The sequence below is a fragment of the Kouleothrix sp. genome, assembly GCF_046328425.1.
Classification (GTDB): domain Bacteria; phylum Chloroflexota; class Chloroflexia; order Chloroflexales; family Roseiflexaceae; genus Kouleothrix.
In genome coordinates this window covers 57,920-80,454 of sequence record NZ_JAXLWP010000012.1, presented here as the reverse complement: position 1 = coordinate 80,454, position 22,535 = coordinate 57,920, and the positions used below count along the sequence as shown (strand labels likewise).

17 protein-coding genes are annotated in these 22,535 nt (G+C 69.4%); 9 read left to right on the top strand and 8 right to left on the bottom strand.

Going from position 1 to position 22,535, the window contains the following annotated elements:
• Window positions 1–8: 8 nt before the first annotated feature.
• Complete coding sequence (locus U0177_RS12780) at window positions 9–1,115, bottom strand: glycosyltransferase (RefSeq protein ID WP_409571023.1); 1,107 nt, start codon at window positions 1,113–1,115, stop codon at window positions 9–11.
• Window positions 1,116–1,409: 294 nt separating this feature from the next.
• On the opposite strand from U0177_RS12780, the gene U0177_RS12775 reads away from it, so the two are divergent.
• The 5 genes from U0177_RS12775 to U0177_RS12755 all read left to right on the top strand — a co-directional run bounded on the left by U0177_RS12775 (window position 1,410) and on the right by U0177_RS12755 (window position 6,347).
• Window positions 1,410–2,651, top strand: a complete 1,242-nt coding sequence (locus U0177_RS12775) for an MFS transporter (RefSeq protein WP_409571022.1) — start codon at window positions 1,410–1,412, stop codon at window positions 2,649–2,651.
• Window positions 2,648–3,244, top strand: a complete 597-nt coding sequence (locus U0177_RS12770; RefSeq protein ID WP_409571021.1) for a peroxiredoxin family protein — start codon at window positions 2,648–2,650, stop codon at window positions 3,242–3,244. The genes U0177_RS12775 and U0177_RS12770 overlap by 4 nt, the downstream gene beginning before the upstream one ends.
• A gap of 38 nt (window positions 3,245–3,282) precedes the next feature.
• A complete protein-coding gene (locus U0177_RS12765) occupies window positions 3,283–3,693 on the top strand; it encodes a hypothetical protein (protein WP_409571020.1) in 411 nt (136 codons plus the stop codon).
• A gap of 20 nt (window positions 3,694–3,713) precedes the next feature.
• Window positions 3,714–5,186: a phospholipase D-like domain-containing protein gene (locus U0177_RS12760; protein WP_409571019.1), complete on the top strand. Its 1,473-nt coding sequence runs from the start codon at window positions 3,714–3,716 to the stop codon at window positions 5,184–5,186.
• 279 nt (window positions 5,187–5,465) lie between these two features.
• On the top strand, window positions 5,466–6,347 hold the full coding sequence (locus tag U0177_RS12755; RefSeq protein ID WP_409571018.1) for a TRM11 family SAM-dependent methyltransferase: 882 nt from the start codon (window positions 5,466–5,468) through the stop codon (window positions 6,345–6,347).
• 1,094 nt (window positions 6,348–7,441) lie between these two features.
• On the opposite strand, the gene U0177_RS12750 is transcribed toward U0177_RS12755, so the two are convergent.
• From U0177_RS12750 to U0177_RS12725, 6 genes are all read right to left on the bottom strand, one after another.
• Complete coding sequence (locus U0177_RS12750; protein WP_409571017.1) at window positions 7,442–8,368, bottom strand: ABC transporter permease; 927 nt, start codon at window positions 8,366–8,368, stop codon at window positions 7,442–7,444.
• Window positions 8,365–9,312 (bottom strand): ABC transporter permease, encoded by a 948-nt coding sequence (locus U0177_RS12745; RefSeq protein ID WP_409571016.1) that lies wholly within the window; start codon window positions 9,310–9,312, stop codon window positions 8,365–8,367. Before U0177_RS12745 ends, U0177_RS12750 begins: the two co-directional genes overlap by 4 nt.
• 155 nt (window positions 9,313–9,467) lie before the next feature.
• Window positions 9,468–11,330: a peptide ABC transporter substrate-binding protein gene (locus U0177_RS12740; protein ID WP_409571015.1), complete on the bottom strand. Its 1,863-nt coding sequence runs from the start codon at window positions 11,328–11,330 to the stop codon at window positions 9,468–9,470.
• A gap of 515 nt (window positions 11,331–11,845) precedes the next feature.
• The gene (locus tag U0177_RS12735) at window positions 11,846–12,640 is read right to left on the bottom strand and encodes a DUF4397 domain-containing protein (RefSeq protein ID WP_409571014.1); all 795 of its coding nucleotides are present in this window, start codon (window positions 12,638–12,640) and stop codon (window positions 11,846–11,848) included.
• Between the two features lie 224 nt (window positions 12,641–12,864).
• Window positions 12,865–13,254 (bottom strand): hypothetical protein, encoded by a 390-nt coding sequence (locus U0177_RS12730; protein ID WP_409571013.1) that lies wholly within the window; start codon window positions 13,252–13,254, stop codon window positions 12,865–12,867.
• Window positions 13,244–13,927 carry an O-methyltransferase gene (locus U0177_RS12725; protein ID WP_409571012.1) on the bottom strand — a complete coding sequence of 228 codons (684 nt, stop codon included), beginning with the start codon at window positions 13,925–13,927 and terminating at the stop codon, window positions 13,244–13,246. The genes U0177_RS12730 and U0177_RS12725 overlap by 11 nt, the downstream gene beginning before the upstream one ends.
• Before the next feature lie 104 nt (window positions 13,928–14,031).
• Here U0177_RS12725 and glp point away from each other — a divergent pair, with 104 nt between their 5' ends.
• Complete coding sequence (gene glp, locus U0177_RS12720; RefSeq protein WP_409571011.1) at window positions 14,032–15,264, top strand: gephyrin-like molybdotransferase Glp; 1,233 nt, start codon at window positions 14,032–14,034, stop codon at window positions 15,262–15,264.
• A gap of 127 nt (window positions 15,265–15,391) precedes the next feature.
• Entirely contained in the window at window positions 15,392–17,443 is a 2,052-nt protein-coding gene (locus tag U0177_RS12715) for a molybdopterin biosynthesis protein (RefSeq protein ID WP_409571010.1), read from the top strand.
• Between the two features lies 1 nt (window position 17,444).
• On the opposite strand, the gene U0177_RS12710 is transcribed toward U0177_RS12715, so the two are convergent.
• Complete coding sequence (locus U0177_RS12710; protein WP_409571009.1) at window positions 17,445–17,645, bottom strand: helix-turn-helix domain-containing protein; 201 nt, start codon at window positions 17,643–17,645, stop codon at window positions 17,445–17,447.
• A gap of 484 nt (window positions 17,646–18,129) precedes the next feature.
• On the opposite strand from U0177_RS12710, the gene U0177_RS12705 reads away from it, so the two are divergent.
• Both U0177_RS12705 and U0177_RS12700 read left to right on the top strand, forming a co-directional pair.
• A complete protein-coding gene (locus U0177_RS12705) occupies window positions 18,130–21,585 on the top strand; it encodes a molybdopterin-dependent oxidoreductase (protein WP_409571008.1) in 3,456 nt (1,151 codons plus the stop codon).
• 78 nt (window positions 21,586–21,663) lie between these two features.
• A complete protein-coding gene (locus tag U0177_RS12700; protein ID WP_409571007.1) occupies window positions 21,664–22,521 on the top strand; it encodes a 4Fe-4S dicluster domain-containing protein in 858 nt (285 codons plus the stop codon).
• Window positions 22,522–22,535 lie beyond the last annotated feature (14 nt).

Below are 22,535 nucleotides of genomic sequence, written 5' to 3'. Positions count from 1 at the left end.
CGCCTGCTTTATGTCAACACATCGCGATACACCGCCTCGACGAGGTCGAGCATGCGCTGGCGCGAGAACAGCTCGGCGGCGCGCTGGCGGCCGGCCGCGCCAAACCGGGCGCGCAGCGCGGGGTCGGCCAGCAGCGTGCTGATCGCCGCAGCCAGCGCGGCCGCGTCGCCGGGCGGAACCACCAGCCCGGTGACGCCGTGCAGGTTGGCGTAGCTCGTGCCGGTGCCAAGCTCGGTGCTGACGCACGGCAGGCCGCTGGCCAGCGCCTCGATCTGCGCCAGCCCCAGCGCCTCGGCGCGCAAGTGCGCCGGCATCACGAACACGTCGGCGGCCTGAAACAGCGCCGGCAGGTCCTCGTCGGGCACATCGCCCAGAAAGTGCACACGGCTCGCGAGGCCCAGGCGCTGTGCCTGGGCTTCGAGGTTGGCGCGCTCGGGGCCGCTGCCGCCGATCAGCAGCTCGGCGCGCAGCGCGGGCATGGCGTCGAGCAGCACGTGCAGGCCCTTGTAGTAGCGCAGCCGCCCGACGAACAGCAGGCGCGGGCCGGGAAAGCGCGCGCGGAAGCCGCCGGCCTTGCGCGGCTCGGGCACGGCGAAGCGGCCGGTGTCGATGCCCAGCGGCACCACGCTGCAACGCGCGGCGTGGCGGCGCAAAAACGGCGACGACGCCAGGTAGTTCGGGCTGGTTGGCAGGATGCGCGCGGCCCGGCGCAGCGTCAGGCCAAGCAGCGGCCGGTAGACGCGCAGCAGCGCGCGCTGGCGCACAATATCGCTGTGGTATGTGACCACCAGCGGCGCGCGCTCGGGCATCTGCCAGTACACCATGTCGCCGGGCGGGTAGGGGAAGTGCAGGTGCACTACGTCGGGGCGCAGCGCGCGGGCCAGGCGCGGCATCGCCAGGCTCAGCGGCGTCGAGGCCAGGTGCAGCGCGCGCGCGGCCTTGATCACCGTCAGGCCGGGCAGCGGCTGCTCGACACTGGTGCGCCGCCCGAGGCTGGTGACCAGCACGGTAACACGGTGGCCGCGCGCCGCCAGGCCCTCGCCCAGGTCGCGCACGTGGTTCTCGATGCCGCCGAGCACCGGGGCGTAGTCTTTGTAGATCTGGAGAATATGCATAGATGCCTCGCGCGCCTGGCGCGCCGATTGCGAGCCTGCTGCTAGTGTAGCACGAGTCTGGCTGCTGGCGCAGCCTGGGGCAGGGTTGCCGATCTTTGCAAAAGAATGCCGCCTCGCGCTCAGCCGCCGTGGCGCATGCCTCGTGGTGCTGCACGAGCCCTCGCGCTGCCCTGAGGCATAGCCGCAGGGCGCTGCCGCTGGAACCACGCTTCTTCCGCCCCACTGGCACGCCCCAGCAGCGCGCAGCGATCTCTGCTAGAATAGCGCCAGTTCGACCTGAAGCAGAGCAACGCCATGACACAACCCGGCGCCGGCCGGCTGCTGGCCGTGCTGATCGCCAACGGCCTGCTGCGCATCGCGTCGTCGGCGGGCGGCGCGCTGATCGGCTTCTACCTGGCCGCGCTGGCCCGCGCCGGCCGGCCGTTCGACGCCGGGCTGGTAGGCGCGCTCGGCGTGGTGGTGAACGTGGCTGAGGTGGCTGGCGCGCTGCCGGTCGGCCTGCTGGCCGACCGCTGGTCGCCACGGGCGCTGCTGGTGCTGGGCGCGCTGCTCGGCGCCGCCGCCACGCAGGTGTTTGGGCTAGGCGCGCTGGTGCCGCTGTTCTACCTGGCCCGCGCGCTGCAGGGGGTGGCCACCGCCGCCGGCGGCCCGGCGCTGCTGGCGCACCTCACCGACGTATCGCGCGGCGACACGGCGCGGCGCGGGCGCATCATGAGCTTCTACGAGCTGTCGCTGCTGGCCGGACTCGCGCTCGGCGGGCTGGTGGGCGGGCAGCTATGGGAGCGCTTCGCCACGCTGGCGTTCAGCATGCTGGCGGCGGCGTACCTGCTGGCGGCGGCGCTGTTCGGCTGGGGCGCGGGCGGCGGCACCCAGGCGCCGGGCGCGGCAGCGGCGCCGCTGGCCGGGCTGTGGCGCGCGCTCGCCGACCCGCTGCTGCGGCGGCTCGCGCCGGCGTGGCTCGCGATGAACGCGATCATCGGGCTGTGGCTGACGCATATCGCGTTTCAGCTCAGCGGCCCGCCTGCCGTGGGCCAGTATCTCGTCGGCCGCTTCTCGCCCGGCCAGGTTGGCGCGATCCTGCTGGGCTACGCGCTGGTATTCGCGGCCGGCGTCACGCTCTGGGGCTTTCTGCTGGCGCGGGTCGCGCGCGTGCGCGCCCTGCGGATCACGATCGCCGCGATGCTCGGCGCCTGCCTGCTGATCTACCTGCTGAACACTTCTGCGGGCTGGCCGCCCGCGCTGCGCTGGGGCGTCACCGCGCTGCTGGCGCTGGCGATCGTGGCCGAGAGCGGCTTCACGCCGGCCGGGTTGGCCTACCTGGCCGACGTGGCCGGGCGCAGCGAGGGGCGCGGCGCGGCCATGGGCATCTACACGCTGCTGCTGGGCCTGGGCAGCGCGCTTGGCGCGGGCCTGGGCGGCGCGCTGGCGCGCGAGCTGGCGCTGAATGGCCTGGTGCTCGGCACCGCCGCGTTGGCGGCGCTAGCGCTGGCGTCGCTCGGGCTGCTGCCGGCTGCTGGCGCCGAGGCGCCCCAGTGAGCGCCGTGGCCTCGCGGCGCCTGCTGGGCGCGGTGATCGCCGGGTGCGCGCTGGCGCTGGCCGCGCTCACAGCGTTCGGCGTGTTCGTCGAGCGCCGGGCGCGCACGCCGCTGGTGTGGGTGGGCCAGGCCGCCCCCGAGTGGCAGCTGCCCTCGCCCAGCGGCGCGCCGGTGTCGCTGGCCGATTTTCGCGGCCGCCCGGCGCTGCTGGCGTTTGTGCCCTCGGTGAACTGCGCGATCTGCCGCGAGCAGCTGCGCGCGCTGCAGGCGGCCCTGCCCGAGCTAAGCCGTCACGGCTGTGCCGTGCTGGCGATCTCGACCGACCTGCCGGCAGTGCAGCGCGCCTACGCGCGCTCGCTTGGCCTCAGCTTCACGCTGCTCTCCGAAGCGTCGATCGCCGGGCGGCACCCGGTCGGCTCGGCCTATGGCCTGTACCACCAGACCGACAGCATCGCCGGGCCGGTCGAGAGCAATGCGCTGGTGCTGATCGACGGCGCGGGCGTGGTGCGCGCGGTGACGGTGCAGATCAACGGCGGCCTCGGCGCGGCGCAGATCAGCGAGTTTGTGGCGCGCGGCCTGGGCGGGCAGCAGTAGCCCGCCGCCCGGCTCCAGACACGATCGCGAGGCAAACAATGGCCCGAACACGAGTCATCCTGGCGCGGCTGGCGCTGGCGCTGCTGCCCTCGGCGCTGCTGGCGCCGCTGCTGCTGGTCGAGGCGCAGTTCGGCGCGCTGCAGCACTTCCTGCTGCACACGCTCACCGGCTGGGACGTGGCGCTGCTAGGCCTGCTGATCGGCAGCTACTTCGGCCGTGCACCCGCACGCTGGGACGGCCTGGCCCCGCTGGCGCTGGCGCTGTGGGCGAACATGCCCGACCTGCTGTACATCGGCGGAACATACCACCGCGACTGGATGGACGTGTTTCTGTTTCATATCGCGCTCGACGAGATCCTGCCGCTGGCGCTGCCCGCGCTGGCACTGCTGTGGCTGGTGCTGGCGGCAAGCTACGCAATTTTGCGGCCCGGCGCCGTTCAAATGATATGACGGCAAAAAAGGAAACAGCTATGCGCGCATCGCTACGCCGCTATCGGCTCTGTGTCTGGCTGCTGGCCGCCCTGTGCTGCTGGTCGGGCGGCCTCGCGGCGCCGCCCCGCGCCGCCGCCGCAGCCGAGGGCATCACGCCGCTGCTGCTGGGCAGCCTGCAAAACTCCGATACCGCCACCGTCACCCCGGCCGACCGGCTGTTCAGCGCGCTGGCCGCGCAGGCGACAAGCAGCATCGACATCGCGCTGTACGACTTTAACCGCGCCAGCGTGCGCGACGCCCTGATCGCCGCAAAGGCGCGCGGCCTCGCCGTTCGCCTGGTTGGCGATAACCTCGACGCCGCCGACCCCGCGTACTCGGCCTACTACCAGGCCGTCGCCAGCGCCGGCATCCCGGTGGTCACCGACGCCAGCGACAGCCTGATGCACAACAAGTTCGCCGTGTTCGACCGCAGCGTCACATGGACCGGCAGCGCCAACTTTTCCGACAACGCCTTTGTGCGCAACGGCGAGAACGTGGTGGTGATCACCTCGACCGTGGTGGCCGATATCTACGGCGCCGAGTTCGCCGAGATGTTCGGCGGCAAGTTCCACAACCAGAAGACCGACAACACCGCGCACAGCGCCAGCGTGGCCGGCAGCGCCGTCGAGGTAGCCTTCGCCCCCACCGACAACGTCGAGAGCCGCATGGTCGCCGCGCTGAACAGCGCCCAAACGTCGATCGGGGTGGCCATGTTCACCTTCACCAGCGCGCCGCTGGCCCAGGCGCTGATCGCGGCGCACAGCCGCGGCGTCGCAGTCGAGGTGCTGCTCGAAACCGCCTCGGCCGCGAGCCAGTTCAGCCAGCGCGACGCGCTATGCGCCGCAGGCGTGACGGTGCGCGTGGAGGATTGGCAGCCCAAGCTGCACGACAAGTACGCGGTGATCGACGCCGGCACCGCCAGCGATCCGCAGATCATCACCGGCAGCACCAACTGGACCAGCAGCGCCGTTTCGGCGAACGACGAGAACATGCTGATCGTGCACAGTGCCGCAGTGGCCGGCGCGTTCGCGAGCGACTTCGCCCGGCTGCGCGGGGCGATCGGCGCCGGCGCGTTTGTGTGCAACGCCGGCCCGAACCCGGCGCCCGAGCACGTGCAGTTCATCCCGCTGGCGCTTGGCGACCCGCCGCCCGCGCAGGGCCAGGCGCGGATTGTGGCGATCGACGCCGCGCCGCCTGTCGCGCTCGACGAGTCCGTGCTGATCCGCAATGTCGGCGGCGCGGCGCTGGCGATGGGCGGCTACACGCTCAGCGACGCGGCAAACACCACCTACACATTCCCGGCGTTCACGCTGGCGGCCGGCGCCGAGGTGCGCGTGTGGGTCAAGGCCGGCGCCGACGACGCGGCCAACCTGTACTGGGGCCGCGGCCAGCCGGTGTGGAACAACGGCGGCGACACCGCGACGCTGCGCGATGCCCAGGGCACGGTGGTGAGCACATTCAGCTACCCATAGCCACCAAGGCTGGTGCAACGTCGGCCCTCACCCCTTACCCTCTCCCGCACGCGGGAGAGGGGATTGTTGGCTGTGGTGCGGTCGCGGCGGCGACCGCACCACACAGCCAGATGTGTCACCCCTTTCCCTGACAGGGGAGGGGGTAGGGGGGAGGGGTCGAAAGACATTGCACCAGCCCTGCCATAGCCGCGCCGCCACGATGCCCCGGCCGCCAGAATATGGTATGATGCAGCGCATCGGCATCCGCGCGGCTGCCCGGCCGCCCCGCAACGGCAAAGCATGAACGACCGCGACGAGGCGCGCGCGCCTGGCGACTCCGGCGGCGCGCCGGCGCCCGACCCGCGCAACACGCTGAACGACCTGACCGGCCGCGAGTGGACGTACGCACTGCGCTCGGTGATCAGCACGCGCTACCCCACCAGCGGCCCCGAGGCCTACGCCCACGCGCTGCGCCGCGCCCACCCTTCGCCCAAGCCGCCGCAGCTCATGGCCGAGCTGATCCGCTTCTTCACCAAGGCCGGCGGCCGCGTGCTCGACCCATTCGCCGGCGTCGGCGGCACGCTGCTAGCCTGCGCGCTCGAGGACCGCGAGGGCGTCGGCGTCGAGCTCGCGGCCGAGTACGCCGCGATCTATGCCCAGGCCGCCGACGCGCTGGGCCTCGCCCGGCAGCAGCTCGTCGTCGGCGACGCGCGCCGCCTGGCCGAGTACCCCGCCGTCGCAGCCGCGCCGTTCGACCTGATCCTCACCGACCCGCCCTACGCCCAGATGATGGCGCGCCCAAAAACCGGCGAGCGCAAAAAGCAGGGCCGCGCCGACGCCACGCCCTTCACCGCCGACCCGGCCGACCTCGGCAACCTCGGCTACCGCGAGTTCCTGGCGGCGCTGCGCGATGTGCTGGCGGGCGCGCTGGCGCACCTGAAGCCGCGCGGCTACCTGGTGCTGTTCACCAAGGACATGCAGCCCACCCGCGAGCACCACAACATGCTCCACGCCGACATCGTGGCCGAGCTGGCGCAGCTGCCCGGCCTGACGTTTCGCGGCTACCGGATCTGGCACGACCAGGGCCAGAACCTGTACCCGTTCGGCTACCCTTTCGCGTTTGTGTCCAACCAGGTGCACCAGTTCATTCTGGTCTTCCGCAAGGAGCCGCCCGCATCATAAAATCGCTCGCTCTGCGCTCTCGCCCCACCAGGACTTTCGGGGGCTGCGCGCCCCCGTGCCCTGCTCTGCAGCAGAGGGCTCTCGGGGGCTTCGCGCCCCCGTGCCCCGGCAGGGCGCCCGCCGCCTCCCCGCAGGGCCGCGCCCCAGACCCCTAAAAGTGCCGCCGCGAGCGACGCCGGTGGCCGCCTCGTGGCGCGGCCGGGTGTGGGTTTGCTGGGCATGGCGCACGGCATCTGCCACTGGCACGGCCTTCGTCCCGTAGGGCGCGCATCGTCCGCGCCTTCTCCCTCTCGGGGTGAGCGGGCTCGCGCCCCAGACCCCGTAAAAGAATGCCGCCGCTTGAGCGACGCCAGTGGCGTATGTCTCGTGGCACGGGCACGGGTGTAGATTTGCCCTGAGGCATGAGCGTACGGCGTTGATGGTGGCACGGCCTTCGTCCCGTAGGGCGCGCATCGTGCGCGCCTTCTCCCTTCCGGGTGAGCCGGGGCTTCGCGCCCCAGACCCCGTAAAAGAATGCCGCCACTCTCGCTATGCCGGTGGCGCATGCCTTGTGGGGGCGGGCACGGGTGTGGGTTTGCCCCGAGGCATGAGCGCACGGCACTGCCACTGGCACGGCCTTCGTCCCGTAGGGCGCGCATCGTCCGCGCCTTCTCCCTTACGGGTGAGCCGGGGCCTTCGTGCCCCAGACCCCGTAAAAGAATGCCGCCGCTTGAGCGACGCCGGTGGCGCATGCCTCGTGGGGGCGGGCACGGGTGTGGGTTTGCCCTGAGGCATGAGCGCACGGCATTGCCACTGGCACAGCCTTCGTCCCGTAGGGTGCGCATCGTCCGCGCCTTCTCCCTCTCGGGGTGAGCCGGGGCTTCGCGCCCCAGCCCCTGTAAAAGAATGCCGCCACTCTCGCTATGCCGGTGGCGCATGCCTTGTGGCACGGGCACGGGTGTAGATTTGCCCTGAGGCATGAGCGCACGGCGTTAGTGGTGGCATAGCCTTCTTTGCCTATGGGGGCGCGCACCATGCGCGCCCTACACCGGGCAATGCGCTCCCCGCTCAAACGCTCAAACTCTCTACGCTCATTCGCTCAAACGCTCTGGCGGCTACTTGCTCGTGCGCGGGTCGAGCGCGTCGCGCAGGCCATCGCCCACAAACGAGAACGACAGCATCGTCAGCGCGATCAAGAGCGTTGGGAACAGGCCGAGGTGCCAGTACACCCGGATATAGGCGTTCGCGTCGGCCACCATCTTGCCCCAGCTCGGCAGCGGATCGTTGATCCCAAAGCCAAGGAAGCTCAGCCCAGCCTCGGTGAACATCGCCGTCGGCACGCCCAGCGTGATCGCCACAATCAGCGGCGCGAGCGCGTTTGGCAGCAGGTGCCGCAGCGCGATCTGCAGCGGCGTCGCGCCGATCGCCCGCGCCGCCAGCACATAATCCTTCTGCCGCAGCGACAGCAGCTGCGCGCGCGTGAGCCGGCAGATATCGACCCAGCCGATCAGCCCGATCGCCACGATCACCTTCAGCACCCCGCTGCCGCTGTCCTGGTCGGAGCCGCGCCAGATCGAGATCAGAAACAGCGCGAACAGCCAGATCGGGATCGACGTGAGCACCTCGACCCAGCGCATCACGATGTAGTCGACCCAGCCGCCAAACATGCCCGCGAGCGTGCCGAGCGACATGCCGATCACCACGGCGATCGCCTGCACCGAAAAGCCCACCAGCAGCGAGACGCGCGCGCCGTAGATCAGGCGGCTCAGAAAATCACGGCCAACGCTGTCGGTGCCGAGCACGTGCTTGGCGCTGCGAAACGGGAACTGGTTGGCCTCGGACAGCACCGAGTAGTCGTAGCGCGCGGGCGCGATCACGTCGGCGCCCACCGCCAGCACCACCAGCAGCAGCATCACCACCAGCGCGCCCACCGCCAGCTTGTTCTTGAAAAAGCGCCGCCACGCGTCGCGCCACAGATTGGCTGGCCTGCGCTGCGGCTCCGACAGCGCGATCAGCGCCGATTCGTCGGCTATCGCACTCATCGCTCATCTCCATACAGCCGCACACGCGGGTCGACCAGCGTGTACAAAATGTCGCTCAGCAGGTAGGTGAAGCTCCACAGCGTCGCTACCAGCAGCATGGTGGCCATGATCATGGGGTAGTCGCGCAGGTAGATGCTCGACACAAAGAACTTGCCCAGGCCCGGCACACGGTAGATCACCTCGACAAAAATCGTGCCGGTGATCAGGTTAGGGATCTGCGGGCCAAACACGGTGATCAGCGGGATCAGCGCGTTTTTCAGGGCGTGGCGCATCACCACCACCGTCTCCGAGAGGCCCTTGGCGCGCGCGGTGCGGATGTAGTCGGCGTGGATCACCTCGACCAGGCTGGAGCGAGTGTAGCGCGCCACCAGCGCCGAAGGCCCGAGCGCCAGCGTGATCACCGGCATGATCATGGTCTTCCAGTCGCCGCTGCCGCCGCTAGGCCAGCCGCCGGTCGGCAGCCAGCGCAGCCGCACCGCAAACAAGAGCAGCAGCCAGATCGCGATCACGAAGCTGGGCACGGTGAGGCCGAGCGTCGAGATAAACGTCACCACGTAGTCGAGCATGCTGTTCTGCTTGACGGCGGCGAGGATGCCGAACAGCAGGCCGCTGCTGAACGCCACCACGATCGCCATGCCGCCGAGCTTGATGCTCACCGGCCAGGCGCGCCCGATCAGCTGCAGCACGCTTTCGGTGGGGCTTTGATACGAGATGCCGAAATCGCCGCGCAGGGCATTGCCCATGTAGCGCAGGTACTGCACGTACAGCGGCTGGTCGAGGCCGTACTTGCGCAGAATGTTGGCGCGCGCCGCCGGCGGCAGCGGCGATTTTTCCTCGTCGAATGGGCCGCCCGGCACCGAGTGCATCAGCAGAAACGCGACGATCGAGACAAGCACAAACACTACGACCATGCCGAGAATCCGGCCAATTAAGTAGCGCGCCATATGCGTTCCTTCGCCGTGGTTCTCGCGAACCAGCCATGGGGGTGGGCGCTCGGGGCGGCGAAGATTGCCGGCCGCGCGCCCACCTGGCGAGGTGTGACGAGGCCAGCAGGCCTCGCCACGCTCAAACAGAACAGCCGATCGCCGTAGGCAGCCGCCTACTGCGGGATCTGCCGATCGCCGGCGTCCTTGGAGATGTAGATCGAGCCGATCGACGTGCTCATGTTCGCGAAGCCCGGCCAGTGCAGCGCCGCAAAGCCGTTTTTGTCGGGCTCGAGCTCGCTGCCCTTCAGGTAGGGCTTGTACAGGTCGCTCACCGTCTGGTGGTAGATGAAGATACCGCCAACGTCGCTCACCAGCAGCTTCTCGGCGTCCTGGAACATCTTGGTGCGCTCGGCCGGGTCGCCGGTGAACGAGGCGGCCTTTTTCACCATGTCGTCGAACTGGGCGTTGTTCCAGTTGTGCCGCCCGCCGCCGAGCCACACGCCCAGCATGTTGAACGGGTCGAGGAAGTCGAAGCCGTACGAGACCATGCCAAACTGGATCTCAGTCGGCTTGGCGTTCATCGCGGCCGTGAAGATCTTCTGGTCCTTGTTCGACACCTCGACGTCGATGCCCAGGTTTTGCTTGATCGACGCGGCGATCGCCTGCGCCATCGCCTGGCGCACCGGCGGCTCGTTGCGCAGCCACAGCGTCAGCTTGGGGAAGCCCTTGCCGTCGGGGAAGCCGGCCTCGGCGAGCAGCTGCTTGGCCTTGGCCACGTCGTAGCTCTGGATGTCCTTCAGGCCGTCGGAGTTGGCGGCCGGAAAGCCGGGCATAAGGAACGAGTAGGCCGGGATGCCCTGCGAGGGCTTGATGATCTCCTTGATGATCGAGTCGCGGTCGATCACGTGGCTGAACGCCTGGCGAACCTTCAGGTTATCGAACGGCGGCTTTTTGGTATCGAAGAACAGGTAGTGCGTGCGGAAGTCGCCGTAGTGCGGGTGCACCTCTTTGGAGAGTGCCGTGTCGGCCGCGATGATGTCGTTGTCGGCCGGCGACAGGTTGCCGCCGCCGATGAAGTCGATCTCGCCGTTCTGGTAGGCGGCGAAGTCGGTCGAGGGCGCCGAGCCGATGCTGATCACTTTTTGGATGAACGGCTTGTTTTTGCCCTTGTACTTGGGGTTGGCCTCGTAGATCACGCGGTCGCCCTTGCGCCACTCTTTCAGGATGTACGGCCCGGCCGAAACCGAGGTCGCCACGTCGGAGTTGTACAGGCCGCCGTGGGCCTCAAGCGCTTTTTTCTGGAGCGCCTGGCTGTACAGCATCATCGCCGGGATGTAGGGCGCGGGCGTCTGGGTCTCGATCTGCAGGGTATGCGCGTCGATGGCCTTGACGCCAAGCTGGTCGGTCGGTATCTTGCCGGCCACCACGTCGTCCCAGTTTTTGATCACGCCATTGAAGAACCAGGTGAAGTCCCAGGCGTGCTTGGGGTCGGCGCCGTAGCGGAACGTGGCCACATAATCGTCGGCCGTGAGCGGCGTGTCGTCCGACCAGATCAGGTTCGGGTCGAGCTTAAACGTCCACACCAGCCCGCTCGAGTCGACGCTCCACTCGGTGGCGGCGGCTGGCACGATCTGGAAGTTCTTGTCGAGCCGCACCAGCGGTTCGGTCAGCACGTCGGCGATTGCCCCGCCGCGCTCGTACACCGACTGCCAGAAGTCGAGCGTGGTGAAGTTCAGCGAGTTGTCGTAGTGGGTAATGTACACCTGCTGGTCGGCCGGCGCGGCATCGGCCGGGAGCGTTACGCCGTTCAGCGTTGCGCCGGCGGCCGGCTCGGCGGCGGGGGCAGCGGTGGGCTCGGGGGCGGCAGGTGCGGCGGTGGGCTCGGGGGCGGCGGGCGCGGCGGTAGCCTGGGGCGCGGCAGGCGCGGCGGTGGGCTGGGGCGCGGCAGGTGCGCCGCCGCCACACGCGGCGAGCAGCAGCGTCAGCAGCAGCAGTGCGGCAAAGGCTGGGTACGATCGGGAGAATCTGAAACGCATGGAGGCCTCCTGTGTTCGCTCTGACGGGCGGTGTCAGCTCAGATCTCACGTGGATCTGATGCGTCAAGACCAAACAGCCGTGGGCCGGCTAGCCAGCCCTCCACCTCCTTTCGATACCCGGCACGCGCACCTCCGGGCTATGGGAGCCAGCGGCGAAAAGCCGGCGTGCTCAGCTGTGGCAACAAACAGGCAGCTGGCACCTCGGCGGGTGCAAAAAGCAAGCCCAGGCGCCAGAGGCCGGCCTCGATTCGCATCGCTGGGGCCTGGTGTGGCGCAATCTAGCCGGCAAGGCTACGATGTATGTGCTTTGTTGATATGGGGTTGCTGGCGCGAGATGATAGCATCAGATGATCCGATTGTCAATCCTTGCCGGGGCTTGGCTCGCCGGTTTCGCCGGCCTGCGTACGCGCTCGCGAGGCGCGGCATACGCCGGGCAATAAAAAAGTTCGCGGGGCGGCATTGCCGCCCCGCGAACCCTCCCCTCGCTTCCCGATCTCCTTCTCCTCGTCGGGAAACTAGCGCGCGCGCCGGCGAATGAGCAGGCCGCCGCCCAGCAGCAGCGCCGCCATCGCCGCGAACACCGCCAGCGGTAGCTCCTCGCCGCTGGTCTTCGGCAGCTGCGCCGGGGCAGGTGCCGCCGCCAGCGGGGCCGGCGTCGTCACCTTTACGGTCAGCGTCTTGTCGGCCAGCAGGCCCACCGCGAAGATATCGTAGATCTTGCCCGCCTCGAGCTTGGTGCCCGGCAGGTCCAGCGCCACCGTGTCGGTGCCGGCGACGTTCACCGTCAGGTCGTAGCTGCCGGCGTCGACCGGCAGGTAGCCGCTGTCTTTCGGAAACGCCAGGTTCGAGATCAGCGCCGGCCCGCCCTTCACCTTGATATCCACCGCCGGGGCGTCGGGCGAGGCGTGCACCACCCGCACGTGCGCCTTGCCGGCCGCCGGGGCGGCCAGGTTGTCGGCCAGGATCGTCGGCTTGATATCGGCGACCTTGCCGGTGGCCGCGACGGTGTAGGCCTTGCCGGCCTCAACCGTGGCCTTGGCGTCGATCACCGCCTTGTCGGCCGGCTGGCCGGTGGGCGTCACCTGGAAGCGGTGCTCGCCCGCCGGCAGGTCCAGGTAGTCGCTCGCGGTGAAGAATGGCACATTTGTCAGCACCTTGTTGCCGTCTACGTACACGTCCACCGCCGGGGCGTCGGGCGAGGCGTGCACCACCCGCACCTTGGCGTTGCCCTGCGCGAACGCCGCCGATACCACCGCCAGCGCCAGCATGCCGCCCAGCATGACCCTTAGCCACGTCATCGTCTTGCGCATGTTTTCTCTCCTCTGCCATTTGCCGTCGAGCAGCGACCACAGCCCGTGCTGTGCATCTCCTTTGCACTACTCATTCTTTTCTACGCACGTGTGGCAAAAACGGATGTGGTGTTGGAGAGGAATTTTATGTGGCGGGCCAATTTGGCGCCGGCTCGCCCACGCAGCGTTGCACAGGTTTGCGGCCAGCCTGCCGATCGGCGGGGGGGGTGCGCGGGCGCCGGCAGCTACTCGCCGGGGCGCGGCGTGAAGCCAGTGGGGCGCATAAAGCGCGGGGTGTGGCCGAGCAGCGGCGAGTCGCCGGGCGCCCAGCCGCGCGCGCGCAGCGCGGCGAACAGCGCGTTGGCCAGCTGTGCCACGCGCGCCGGGTCGGCGGCGCGCGCGGCCGGCTGCAGGCGCAGGTGCGTCTGGCCGGGCTGGAAGGCTTGCAGCGTCAGCACGGCCAGCGTGGTGCGCCCGTCGGCGCTGATCCGGCAGCCCTTCACCTCGATGCCGCCGGGCGCGCTGGAGTACCACGTGCCGCCCAGGCCCTGCTCGGCGCAGCACTGCTCGGCCAGCGCCGCCACCGGCTCAATCGCCGCGAGCGCAACCCAGTCAAAGGTATAGTCATCGGTCATCGGCAACCTCGCGCACAACCGCTATCGCCAACCCATCGTACCCTTTGTCGCCCACCGTCTGGATGGCGGTGGCGGCCACGCGCGGCTCGGCGGCCAGCGCGTCGAAGAAGCTGCGCACGCCGCGCACGCTCGCGTCGGCGCTGCCGGCGTCGATCACCGCGCCGTCGCGCACGACATTGTCGACCACGATCAGGCTGCCCGGCCGGGCCAGCTGCAGCGCCCACCTGAAGTACGGCAGCGTGTTCTGCTTGTCGGCGTCGATGAACACCAGGTCGAATGGGCCGGCGCCCTCGGCCGCCAGCTGCGGCAGCGTGCTCAGCGCCGGCCCCACCCGCACCTCGGCGACGCCGGCCAGCCCGGCCTGCGCGAGGTTGGCGCGCGCCACGTCGGCGTGCCGCGGGTCGAACTCCAGCGAGATCAGCCGCCCGCCCGCGGGCAGCGCGCGCGCCAGCCAGATCGTGCTGTAGCCCGCCAGCGTGCCGATCTCGAGGATCGCGCGCGCGCCCACCGCCAGCGCCAGCACCTGCAGCAGCATGCCCTGGTTCGCTGCCACGTTGATCATCGGCATGCCCGCAGCCGCCGTGGCCGCCAGCGCGGCGTCAAGCGCCGGATCGGCGGGTATCAGCCGCCCGGCAATATATGCATCGACATCAGACCATTGTTGTTGCGACATGACGTTCCTTTGTACCTATGCTCGCGCAGAGTATACCACGCCGGCCCTGCGCGCGCCGCCAATGTGGTAGAATCCCGGCCAGCATACGAGCGGAAAGCCAGGTTATGCCCGAGCTTTTTCAGGTTGTCACCGTTGCGCAGGCGCTCGGCCGCCTGCTGCCGCACCTTCAGCCGCTGGGCCGCGCCGAGCGCGTGCCGCTGCTCGCGGCGCTTGGCCGCGTCAGCGCCGCCGAGCTGCGCGCGCCGGTCGATCTGCCGGCGTTCCCGCGCTCGACGATGGATGGCTTTGCGGTGCGCGCGGCCGACACCTACGGCGCCGGCGAGGCGCTGCCGGCCTACCTGCAGCTCTGCGGCGAGGTGCCGATGGGCCGCGCCGCCGGGCTGGCGGTTCAGCCCAACCAGGCCGCGCGCGTGCACACCGGCGGCATGCTGCCACCCGGCGCCGACGCGGTGGTGATGGTCGAGAACACCCAGCTGCTCGACGCCGGCACGCTCGAGGTGCTGCGCCCGGTCGCGGTCGGCGAGAATGTCATTCCGATCGGCGAAGACGTGCGCGCCGGCGAGCTGCTGTTTGCGCGCGGGCACCGGCTGCGCCCGCAAGATCTCGGCGGCCTCGCCGGGTTGGGCATCGACGAGGTGGCGGTGGCGGCGCAGCCGCGCCTGGCGATCCTGGCCACCGGCGACGAGGTGGTGCCGCCCAGCGCTCGACCGCAGCCGGGCCAGGTGCGCGACATCAACAGCTACACCGTGGCCGCGCTCGCCGCGCAAGCCGGAGCCCAGCCGCTGCTCGCCGGCATCGCGCCCGACGACGCGGCGCAGCTGCACGCCGTGGCCCAGCAGGCGCTCGCCGACGCCGACGCGCTGGTGATCTCGGCTGGCAGCTCGGTGAGCACCCGCGACATGACCGTGCAGGTGATCGCCGCGCTCGGCCAGCCCGGCGTGCTGGTGCACGGCGTGTCGATCCACCCCGGCAAGCCGACAATCCTGGCGCTCGTTGGCGCGAAGCCGGTGTTTGGCCTGCCCGGCAACCCGGTCTCGACGATGATCGCGTTCGATCTGTTCGTGGCGCCGGCGCTGCTGCGGCTGCTGGGCGACGAGTCGGCCGGGCGCGGTGCGAGCGTGCAGGCCCGCCTGGCGCGCAATGTCGCCTCGCGCCCCGGCCGCGAGGACTTCGTGCCGGTGCGCCTCGCGGCGCGCGACGGCGCGCTGTGGGCCGACCCGGTATTTGGCAAGTCGAACCTGATCTATACCATGGCCCACGCCGACGGCCTGCTGCGCGTGCCGCTCGACCTGGCCGGGCTATATGCCGGCGAGCAGGTGAGCGTGCGCGTGTTTTAGGTTTTCACCGCCGAGGCACAAAGGGAAGTGCGAGGGCATAGCCCCTCGCGCACCCCTTTTCAAACAGCCTCTCAGGCAATTTCTCGGTGCTCTCGGTGCCTCTGTGGTGAAATCTGGGGAGAAGCTCATGCCGCGAAAATACTACCTCGAAGACCGCGCGCTCGACGATGCCCGCGCGCGCTTCGACGCGCTGCTGGCGCGCGTGGGCGGCGCGGAGCCGCTGCCGGGCGAGCGCGTACCGCTCGCCGAAGCGCTCGGGCGCGTCACCGCCGCCCCGGTGTGGGCCAGGGTCTCGTCGCCGCACTACCACGCCGCCGCCATGGACGGCGTAGCCGTGCGCGCCGCCGATACCGCCGGCGCCAGCGAGGCCAGCCCGCTGCGGCTGCGGCTCGGCGCACAGGCCACCTGGGTCGACACCGGCGACCCGCTGCCGCCCGGCAGCGACGCGGTGGTGATGGCCGAGCACGTGCACGAGCTGGGCGATGAGATCGCGATCATGGCCGCCGTGGCGCCCTGGCAGCACGTCCGCCCGCTTGGCGAAGATATCGTCGCCACCGAGCTGGTGCTGCCCGAGAACCACCTGCTGCGCCCCTACGACCTGGGCGCGATCGCCGCCGCAGGGCACGCCGATGTCGAGGTGCGCCGCCGCCCGCGCGTGGCGATCATCCCGACCGGCACCGAGCTGGTCTCTCTCCCCACCACCGACGACCGACCCAACGAAAGACCAAGGACGAAAGGCGAAAGCACGATTGTGATGGATAGTAGCGGTGGGCTGAACAGTGACGTGCTCGACCCTGATACGAGCGACCTTTATCCTTCGTCCTTGGTTCTTCATCCTAGCCTGAAGCCCGGTGAGATCATCGAGTTCAACTCGCTGATCCTCGCCGGGCAGGTGGCCGAGTGGGGCGGCGTGCCCACGCGCCTGGCGCCCGTGCCCGACAGGCGCGAGCTGCTGCGCGCGGCGGTCGAGCGCGCGCTGGCCGATCACGATATCGTCGTGGTGAATGCCGGCTCCTCGGCCGGCTCCGAGGACTACACCGCTGTGGTGGTGGCCGAGCTGGGCGAGGTGGCGGTGCACGGCGTGGCGATTCGCCCCGGCCACCCGGCCATCCTGGGCGCGGCGCGCGGCCGGCCGCTGCTGGGCCTGCCGGGCTACCCGGTGTCGGCCGCGCTCACCGCCGAGCTGTTTCTGCAGCCGCTGATCTACCGCCTGCAGGGCCAGCTTCCGCCACCTCGCCCGGCGGCGACGGCGGTGTTCAGCCGCAAGCTGCTCTCGCCGATCGGCGAAGACGAGTTCGTGCGCGTGGCGCTCGGGCGCGTCGGCGATCGGCTGATTGCCACGCCGCTGACGCGCGGCGCCGGCGTGGTCATGTCGCTGGTGCGCGCCGACGGCATCGTGCTGGTGCCGCGCTTCTCCGAGGGCATCCACGCCGGCGCCGAGGTGCGCGCCGAGCTGCTGCGCCCGCTCGACGAGATCGAGCATACGATCGTGGCGATCGGCAGCCACGACCTCGCGCTCGACCTGCTCGCCGGCCACATCCGCCGCTTCGCCCCGGCAGTGCGCCTCACCTCGGCCAATGTCGGCAGCCTCGGCGGCCTTACGGCGCTGCGGCGCGGCGACGCGCACCTCGCCGGCACGCACCTGCTCGACGAAGCCAGCGGCGAGTATAACCGCGCCTTTGTGGCCCGCCTGCTGCCCGATGAAGAGATCGTGCTGGTGAACCTGGCCTACCGCGACCAGGGTTTCGTGCTGCCGCCCGGCAACCCGCGCGGCCTGGCGGCGCTGGCCGACCTGGCGCGCCCCGGCGTGCGCTTTGTGAACCGCCAGAAGGGCTCGGGCACGCGCGTGCTGCTCGATTACCACCTGCGCCGCGCGGCGATCGACCCGGCCGCGATTGCGGGCTACGGCCACGAGGAGTTTACGCATATGGCCGTGGCCGCCGCCGTGCTCGGCGGCGCGGCCGATGCCGGCCTGGGCATCCGCGCGGCGGCACAGGCGCTTGGCCTGGCGTTCGTGCCACTGTTCCAGGAGCGCTACGACCTGGCCATCCCGCGCCGGTTCTGGGAGGGCGATCTGCTCGCGCCACTGCGGCAGGCGCTGGCCAGCCCCGCGTACCGCACCGCCGTCACCGCGCTCGGCGGCTACGACGTGCGCGACATGGGCCGCGAGATGACGTAGGCTAGGTCTCGCTGGCGGCGTCGCGCGCCGCGCCCTGCCCCAATTGCGCCAGAAACGCGTCGAGGTCGCGCCGCTGGATGCGTACGCCGCCGTCAGGATCCTCAACGTGCGCCAGCCCCTCGCCAAGCCACGCGCGCACCGTGGCGGCCTCGATCTGCAGCATGCGTGCGGCATCTTCGAGCGTTAGCCATTCCTCGTACATGTTTCGCCCTTTCTATTGACACGAGTTACGCGGTGTCCTCCGGCGTGGGAGGCTTGGAGGGCGCAAGCCCTCCAAAATCATCTCTTTTTGGCCGGTCGCGGCCACGGCGGTGGCCGCGACCGGCCAAAAAGGAAGTTTTCGGGGGTGGCTTTGCCGCCCCCCGAACCCCTACCATGTAACTCGTGTCTATTGAGTAAACTTTTAGGACGTACGCAGTCGGCGTGCCCTGCCTTCGGCAGAGCGGGACTGTCCTGTTTTTCGTGTGCGTTTTTCCACGCTCCGCGCGGAAAAACGCACACTGAAGATTCCCGCCTCTGCTCAGGAGCAGGCAAGCGGGCTGGTCGATACACGTGCACCAGCCCTGAGCATAGCACGGCCTGTGCCACACCCGCCGCGCCAGCCTACAGGTATGCTTCTTGCTGTGCCATAGCTCACACCGGCGCGCGGCTATGGCCTGCCAGATCGCGCCAGCAAGGAGAACCCGATGGATCAGCAGCACAGCGCGATCAGCCGCCGGCAGTTCTTGAAAGCTGGCGCCGGCCTGGGCGGCGCCCTGGCGCTCGGCATGAGCCTGCGCCCGATCGCCAGCCACGCCCAAAGCCTGAAAATAGCCGGCGCCAAAGAGGTGCCGAGCGTCTGCCCCTACTGCGCCGTCGGCTGCGGCACGCTGATCAGCCTCAAAGATGGCCAGGTGATCAATATCGAGGGCAACCCCGACAGCCCGATCAACCGCGGCACGCTCTGCCCCAAGGGCGCGGCCAGCTTCCAGCTGGCGGTGAACCCGCTGCGCAGCAAGCGCGCGCTGTACCGCCGCCCCGGCGCCGCCGAGTGGGAGCCGATCGAGCTGGGCAAGGCCATGGACATGATCGCCGAGCGCGTGAAGCAGACCCGCGACGCCACGTTCGTCGAGACGGTTACGGCCAAAGACGCCGACGGCAACGACGTGCAGAAAAAGGCCAACCACACGCTCGGCATCTTCTCGCTGGGCGGCGCGACCATGGACAACGAGTGGAACTACGCGCAGCTCAAGCTGCTGCGCGGCCTGGGCGTGGTGGCGATCGAGAACCAGGCGCGCATCTGACACAGCTCCACCGTGCCCGGTCTGGGCACTTCGCTGGGTCGTGGCGGCGCCACTACCTTCTCGATGGATCTGCAGCACTCCGACGCGATCATGATCATGGGCTCGAACATGGCCGAGTGCCATCCCGTGGCCTTCCGCTGGCCCATGAAGGCCAAGGCGAAGGGCGCCAAGCTCATCCACGTCGACCCGCGCTTCACGCGCACGAGCGCGATGGCGAACACCTACGCGCCGGTGCGCGCCGGCACCGACATTGTGTTCCTAGGCGCGCTGGTGAACTATATTATCAACAGCAGGCGCTGGAACGAGGAGCCGTTCTTCAAGCAGTATGTCGCCAGCTATACCAACGCGCCGACGCTGATCAACCCCGACTACCGTGGCCCCGAAGATCTCGAGGGCCTGTTCAGCGGCTGGGACGCGCAGGCCAAGCGCTACAACACCGCCAGCTGGGCCTACCAGAGCGAGTCGCTCCCAAACCCCGGCCGCGACGGCCAGTCGCAGCAGAGCCAGGGCCAGGGACTGCCCTCGAACACGCCGCCCGGCCAGGGCAGCCAGCAAAACGGCACCGGCGCGCAGCAGCAGCCCGGCGGCCAGCCGACGAACAACCCGACAGCGGGTGGCCAGCAGGGCCAGGGCCCGCCGACCGGCCAGCCCGGCACGCCCAGCACCCAGCCAAACCAGCCCGGCGACGACGCCCAGAGCTTCGCCGCGCGCGTCGGCAAGCTGGTAGGCCCGCCGCCGCTGCAAGACCGCACGCTGCAGGACCCGAACACGGTCTTCCAGATCATGAAGCGGCACTACGCCCGCTACACGCCCGAGCTGGTCGAGCAGGTGTGCGGCACGCCGCGCGACGTGTTTGTGCAGGTGGCCGAGACGCTGCTGGCTAACAGCGGCCCCGACAAAACCAGCGCGATCTGCTACGCCGTGGGCTGGACCCAGCACACCACCGGCGTGCAGCTCATCCGCACCTCGACGCTGGTGCAGCTGCTGCTCGGCAACATCGGCCGTCCCGGCGGCGGCATCCTCGCGCTGCGCGGCCACGCCACCATCCAGGGCAGCACCGACATCGCCACGCTCTACAACCTGCACCCCGGCTACCTGAATACGCCGAACGTCAACCGCAAGCACGACACGCTCGGCGACTATATCGAGACCGAGGTGACGCCGACGGCTTACTGGAGCAACTTCCCCAAGTTCATTGTCAGCCAGCTCAAGGCCTGGTACGGCGACGCGGCCACGCCCGAAAACGCCTTCGGCTACGACTGGCTGCCCAAGATCAAAGGCGACCACAGCCACATGCCCATGTTCGTCGAGATGGACAAGGGCGCCGTCGAGGGCATGTTCGCCATGGGCCAGAACCCCGCCGTGGGCGGCCAGAACGCCGGCTTCCAGCGCAAGGCGCTCGCCAAGCTCAAGTGGCTGGTGGTGCGCGACCTGTTCGAGACCGAAACCGCCAGCTTCTGGAAGGATAGCCCCGAGGTCAAGAGCGGCAAGCTCAACCCCGCCGACATTCAGACCGAGGTGTTTTTCCTGCCCGCCGCCGCCGTGCCCGAGATGGACGGCAGCTACACCAACACGCAGCGGCTGGTGCAGTGGCACGAAAAGGCCGCCGACCCGCCCGGCGACTGCCGCAGCGATATCTGGTTCACCGTGCACCTCGGCCTGCGCCTGAAACAGCTGTACCAGGGCAGCACCGCCGCGCGCGACCAGGGCCTGCTCAACCTGACCTGGGACTACATCGACGAAGCCGAGAACCGCGCCGCCGGCTGGCAGATTGCCGACGAGCCCTCGGCCGACCGGATCATGCGCGAGATCAACGGCTACACCTGGGCCGACAAAAAGCCGCTCAAGAGCTTCGCCGACCTGAAGGACGACGGCAGCACCGCCTGCGGCGCCTGGATCTACTCGGGCATCTACGCCCCCGACGACCAGCACCCCAATGGCGTCAACCGCGCCGCCGCGCGCCAGGGCGACGATTGGGTGGCGCTCGGCTGGGGATTCGCCTGGCCGGCCAACCGCCGCCAGATGTACAACCGCGCCTCGGCCGACCCGGCCGGCAACCCGTGGCCCAAAGAAGCCCGGCTGGCGCAGCAGTTCAGCGGCGGCAAGGCCAAGGGGTATGTGTACTTCGACGCAGCCGCCGACGCGGGAAAAGACGCGCAGGGCAACGCCATCACCGGCAAGTGGGTCGGCCTCGACGTGCCCGACTTCCCGATCAGCAAGCGGCCCGACGCGGCGGCCAAGCCCAACGGCATCGGGCTGGACTTCCACGACGGCGCGTCGCCGTTCATTATGAAGGGCGACGGCAAGGGCTGGCTGTTCGCGCCCAGCGGCCTGGTGGATGGCCCGCTGCCGGCCCACTACGAGCCATTCGAGTCGCCGGTGGCGAACGCGGTGTACAAGCAGCAGGCCAACCCGGCCACCAAGGTCTGGGAGCCGCAGGAGCGGCTGGCCGGCGTCGGCTCGGCCGAATTCCCGCATATCCTCTCGACCTACCGGCTCACCGAGCACCACCTCAGCGGCACCATGAGCCGCTGGCTGCCCTGGCTGGCCGAGCTACAGCCCGAGCTGTTCGCCGAGATCAGCCCCGAGCACGCCGAGGAGCTGGGCGTGGCCAACACCCAGCCGATCACCATCAGCACGCCGCGCGGCAGCATCACCGCCAAGGCGCTGGTGACGCGGCGCGTGCGCCCGTACACGATCGGCGGCAAGCGCGTGCACTATGTCGGAATGCCCTGGCATTGGGGCTACAAAGGCATCGCCGTCGGCGACGTGGTGAACAACCTCTCGGCAATGATCGGCGACCCAAACGTCAGCATCCACGAGGCCAAGGTGTTTGTGTGCAACGTGAAGAAGGCATAGAACCAAGAACCAAGAACCAAGAACCGTTTAGCTTGGAGCGGTTCTTGGTTCTCGGTTCTTGGTTCTTGGGAGAATACAATGGCCCAGGTTCCCGTCGGCTTCTACACCGACACCAGCGTCTGCATCGGCTGCAAGGCCTGCCAGGTGGCCTGCCACCAGTGGAATGCCCTGCCGGCCGACCTTGAGCAGCAGCCCGGCGAGGACGAGCCTGGCCGCACGCGCGCGCTCACCGGCGCGTCGTACGACAACACCGGCTCGCTCACGGCCAACAACTGGCGGCACGTGAAGTTCATCGAGCAGATCAACCCCGAGCGCAGCGAGACCGCCTGGCTCATGATGTCGGACGTGTGCAAGCACTGCGTCAACGCGCCGTGCCTCGAGGTCTGCCCTACCGGCGCGATCATCCGCACCGAGTTCGACACGGTGTACATCCAGGAGCCGGTGTGCAACGGCTGCCGCGACTGCGTTGGCGCCTGCCCATTCGGCGTGATCCACATGGCCGGCGCCGAGAACAGCGGCAAAGGCACCGCCAAGAAGTGTACGCTGTGCTACGACCGGCTCCAGCACAACCTGACGCCGGCCTGCGCCCAGGCCTGCCCAACCGAGTCGATCCAGTTTGGCCCGATCGCCGAGCTGCGCAAGCGCGCCGACGCGCGGCTGCAGCAGCTGCACGGCGAGGGCTTTGCCAAAGCCCAGCTGTACGGCGCCGACGAGACGATCCTCGGCGGGCTGAACTCGTTCTACCTGCTGATGGATCGCCCGCCGGTCTATGGCCTGCCCGAGCATCCCAAGCTGCCCAGCCGCAGCGTGCTGCCTTCGTCGCTGCTGAGCATTGGCACGGCGATCGCGGTGGGCCTGGCCGCGCTGTTCTCGTTTCGTGTGCGGCGCGTCAACCAGCTGCACGGCGACGACGCCCCACTTAATTCGTCCGAATAATCGCTTGCTTCTGC